General features: G+C 61.0%; 2 protein-coding genes. One reads left to right on the top strand and one right to left on the bottom strand.

Annotated features, from left to right (window positions below; all coding sequences use genetic code 11):
• Window positions 1–169: 169 nt before the first annotated feature.
• Window positions 170–2,221 (bottom strand): methionine--tRNA ligase, encoded by a 2,052-nt coding sequence (metG, locus tag FEM54_RS27765; RefSeq protein WP_138453775.1) that lies wholly within the window; start codon window positions 2,219–2,221, stop codon window positions 170–172.
• A gap of 172 nt (window positions 2,222–2,393) precedes the next feature.
• On the opposite strand from metG, the gene apbC reads away from it, so the two are divergent.
• Window positions 2,394–3,488: an iron-sulfur cluster carrier protein ApbC gene (apbC, locus tag FEM54_RS27760; RefSeq protein ID WP_017137049.1), complete on the top strand. Its 1,095-nt coding sequence runs from the start codon at window positions 2,394–2,396 to the stop codon at window positions 3,486–3,488.
• The last annotated feature ends 108 nt before the right edge of the window (window positions 3,489–3,596 follow it).

Raw genomic sequence — 3,596 nt, 5'->3', positions numbered from 1 at the left:
GCCCCGCGTTGGGGCGCGGAGCGGCCCTTGGTACAGGCACTCGGTTTAACAGGCCAAATGCGGCGACTTTATTGGGGCTGCTGCGCAGCCCAACGCGGGGCAAGCCCGCTCGCCACAGGCAGCCCGTTTGCCACAGGAGGCCCGTTTGCCGCAGACGGGCTTTGCGGGCTTACTTGATACGCTGACCCGGCTTGGCACCGCTGTCAGGGCTCAACAGGTAGATCTCTTCGCCGCCAGGGCCGGCTGCCATCACCATGCCTTCGGAGATGCCAAACTTCATTTTGCGTGGCTTGAGGTTGGCGATCATCATGGTCAAGCGGCCGTCGAGCTTGGAAGGATCCGGGTAGGCGCTCTTGATGCCGGAGAACACGTTACGTTGCTCGCCACCCAGGTCCAGGGTCAGGCGCAGCAGCTTATCGGCACCCTCCACGGCCTCGGCCTTGACGATCAGCGCAACGCGCAGGTCTACAGCGGCAAAGGCGTCGAAGTCGATTTCTGCCGAGATCGGATCCTTGGCCAGCTCACCGTTACCGGCGGGCGCAGCCGAACCGGTGTCGGTCTGGCTGGCGACCAGGTCTTCTTTCGAAGCGTCGGTCATGGCCTGGACTTTCACCGGGTCAATACGCGTCATCAACGGCTTGAACTCGTTCAACTGGTGGTTGCTGAGCAGGGTGGCGTGGTCGTTCCAGGTCAGCGGCGCGACGTTGAGGAACGCCTCGGCATCAGCGGCCAGCAATGGCAGCACCGGCTTGAGGAAAATCACCAACTGACGGAACAGGTTGACGCCCGTAGCGCAGATGGCCTGGACTTCCGCCTGCTTGCCTTCCTGCTTGTTCAGCGACCATGGCGCCTTGTCGGCGATCCAGGCATTGGCGCGGTCGGCCAGGCCCATGATCTCGCGCATGGCGCGGGCAAAGTCACGGGCTTCATAGGCGTCGGCGATGCTTGGTGCGGCGGCCAGGAAGGCTTCGGTCAGTTCCGGTGCGGCGTTTTCAGCCACCAGTAAACCGGCATTGCCCTTGTGGATAAAACCGGCGCAACGGCTGGCGATGTTGACCACTTTGCCGACCAGGTCCGAGTTGACCTTCTGCACGAAGTCTTCCAGGTTCAGGTCGAGGTCGTCGACACCACGGCCCAGCTTGGCGGCATAGTAGTAGCGCAAGTATTCCGGCGACAGGTGGTCCAGGTAGGTGCGCGCCTTGATAAAGGTGCCACGGGACTTGGACATTTTCTGGCCATTGACCGTCAGGTAGCCGTGCACGGCGATACCGGTCGGCTTGCGATAGCCCGAACCTTCGAGCATGGCCGGCCAGAACAGCGCGTGGAAGTTGACGATGTCCTTGCCGATGAAGTGGTACAGCTCGGCGGTGGAATCCTTTGCCCAGAACGCGTCGAAGTCCAGCTCAGGCGTGCGGTCGCAGAGGTTTTTGAAGCTGGCCATGTAGCCAATCGGCGCGTCCAGCCACACATAAAAGTACTTGCCCGGCTCGCCCGGGATCTCGAAGCCGAAGTACGGCGCATCGCGGGAGATGTCCCACTGCTGCAGGCCGCTGTCGAGCCATTCGGAGAGTTTGTTGGCCACGGCGTCCTGCAAGGTGCCGCTGCGGGTCCAGGTTTGCAGCATTTGCTGGAAATCCGGGAGCTTGAAGAAGAAGTGCTGGGAATCCTTGAGCACCGGGGTGGCGCCGGAGATTGCCGACTTCGGGTTCTTCAAGTCCGTCGGTGCATTGGTCGCTCCACATTTTTCGCAGTTGTCGCCGTACTGGTCTTCGGTGCCGCATTTAGGGCAGGTGCCCTTGATGAAGCGGTCGGCCAGGAACATTTTCTTTTCCGGGTCGAAATACTGGGTCACCGAACGCTGGTCGATGTGCCCGGCTTCCTTCAAGCGCAGGTAGATCTGGCTCGACAGCTCGCGGTTTTCTTCGGAGTGGGTCGAGTGGAAGTTATCGAAGTCCACCAGGAACTCGGCAAAGTCGGCGCTGTGTTCAGCCTGCACATTGGCGATCAGTTGTTCCGGGGTGATGCCTTCCTTCTCGGCACGCAACATGATGGCCGAACCGTGGGCGTCGTCCGCGCAGACATAAATGCATTGATTGCCGCGATGCTTCTGGAAGCGCACCCACATATCGGTCTGGATGTACTCAAGCATATGGCCAAGATGGATGGAACCATTGGCATAGGGCAGGGCGCTGGTGACGAGGATCTTGCGTGGCTCGGACATGGGGCTCGGCTACTTGATGAAACGGAGGTCGGCCACTATAAAGCGCCGGGAAATATATTTCACCCCGTGGTACTGTTTCTGAATCTTCCCAAGTCTCGAAAGCATGCCGCTGGGCGGCCGGAACGGTTAGGATAGCCGCCTGTTTCAGTCAGTCTTTTTTCGGGAGTAGCCCATGAGCGCCGTCAATCGCGCAGCGGTGGAAGCCGTTCTTCGCCAGTACACCGACCCCTATTTGAACCAGGACCCGGTCAGCGCCGGCTGTGTACGTGCCATTGAAGTCCAGGGCGACCAGGTGTCGGTCCAGTTGGAACTGGGCTATGCCGCCGGTTTGTTCAAGAGTGGCTGGGCACAGATGTTGCAAATGGCCATCGAAGGCTTGGAGGGCGTGCGCTCGGCCAAGGTCGACATCCAGTGCGTGATTGCCGCGCACAAGGCCCAGGCGCAGATTCCGGGCCTGGCCAACGTCAAGAATGTCATCGCCGTGGCCTCCGGCAAGGGCGGCGTGGGTAAATCCACCACCGCCGCCAACCTGGCGCTTGCGCTGGCCCGCGAAGGTGCGCGCGTGGGCATCCTCGACGCCGATATCTACGGCCCTAGCCAGGGCGTAATGTTCGGCATCGCCGAAGGTACGCGGCCCAAGGTCAAGGACCAGAAGTGGTTTGTGCCGATTGAGTCGCTGGGCGTGGAGGTCATGTCCATGGCCTTCCTCACCGACGACAACACGCCGATGGTGTGGCGCGGGCCGATGGTCTCCGGCGCCTTGCTGCAACTGGTCACCCAGACCGCCTGGGGCGACCTCGATTACCTGGTGATCGACATGCCGCCAGGCACTGGCGATATCCAACTGACACTGGCGCAAAAAGTGCCGGTGGCTGGCTCAGTAATCGTGACCACGCCTCAGGACCTGGCGCTGCTGGATGCCAGAAAAGGCGTGGAGATGTTCCGCAAGGTCAACATCCCGGTGCTGGGCGTCGTAGAAAACATGGCGGTACACATCTGCTCCAACTGCGGCCACGCCGAGCATTTGTTCGGCGAAGGCGGTGGCGAAAAGTTGGCGACCCAATACGGGGTTGAATTGCTGGCGTCGTTGCCGCTGGCGATGGAAATTCGTGAGCAGGCCGACGGCGGCAAGCCGACCGTGGCCGCGGAGCCTGATGGACCGATCGCTATGGTGTACCAGGAGCTGGCCCGTCATGTGGGCGCGCGGATCGTCCTGCAGGAAGCGGCCGCACCGGCGATGCCGACCATCACTGTCAGCGACGACTGAGTCGGCTGAATGAAAAAAGCCTCGATCTTGTCGGGGCTTTTTTATGCGTGCTGATCAGTCAACGGTTCTCAATTACGCCTTTGCGCAATTGCACGTGTAAGCATTTGC

This window comes from Pseudomonas edaphica (genome assembly GCF_005863185.1).
GTDB classification, from domain to species: Bacteria; Pseudomonadota; Gammaproteobacteria; order Pseudomonadales; family Pseudomonadaceae; genus Aquipseudomonas; species Aquipseudomonas edaphica.
This window is presented reverse-complemented; position numbering and strand designations above follow the sequence as displayed.